The organism is Laceyella putida (assembly GCF_042665195.1).
In the GTDB taxonomy this organism is placed as follows: Bacteria; Bacillota; Bacilli; order Thermoactinomycetales; family Thermoactinomycetaceae; genus Laceyella; species Laceyella putida.
This window is the reverse complement of sequence record NZ_JBHTBW010000086.1, coordinates 1-598: the sequence shown is the minus strand read 5'-3', so window position 1 is coordinate 598 and position 598 is coordinate 1. Positions and strand designations below refer to the sequence as shown.

The following is a 598-nucleotide window of genomic DNA, read 5'->3' as shown; positions in this document are numbered from 1 at the left end:
CGTTTTTTATGGGGCGGCGAAAATGGACTGCTGAGCAAAAAATGGAGATTGTGTTGGCTGGGATGGCGCCGGGGGCCAATATCTCTGCTGTTTGCAGAGAGTACGGAATTGTGCAAACTCAGTATTACAAATGGCGAGAGGCCTTTATTCAAGGGGGCCTTAGTGCCCTGAAAACGGGCATCTCCAATCGTGAACAGGAGTTGGAAAAAGAACTGGAAAAGGCCAAAGCACTCATTGGTGAAAAGGAGATTCAAATTGAGATTCTCCGAAAAAAGACGAACTGGGGCCGAAGGTAAAGACCAGGGATTTGGTGCGGATCCTGCACGGCGAGGGGTATTCGGTCCCACAAATCACGGCTGCCCTTCGCATCAACCGCACTTATGGGTATGCTCTGCTCAAGGAGTACCAGCCCAAAAAGCGTGAGCGCTCTGACGAAGCGGCGCTTCGTCAGAAGATCCAGGAGCTTTGCGGAGAGTTTCCGACCAACGGGTACCGTCGAATCCGGGTTTGGCTGTACAAGCGGCATCAGCTTCGTGTCAACCACAAGCGCGTGTACCGCATCATGAAAGAGTTGGGGTTGTTAACCCGTTCCAAAGGA

Annotated in this window: 2 protein-coding genes; both read left to right on the top strand. The window is 52.0% G+C overall.

The window, feature by feature from the left end; genetic code table 11:
• Positions 1-296: transposase (locus ACFQNG_RS20230; RefSeq protein ID WP_379867717.1), on the top strand; the 296-nt coding region annotated here is incomplete at its 5' end.
• Between the two features lie 14 nt (positions 297-310).
• On the top strand, positions 311-598 hold a 288-nt coding region (locus ACFQNG_RS20225), incomplete at its 3' end, for an IS3 family transposase (protein ID WP_379867716.1).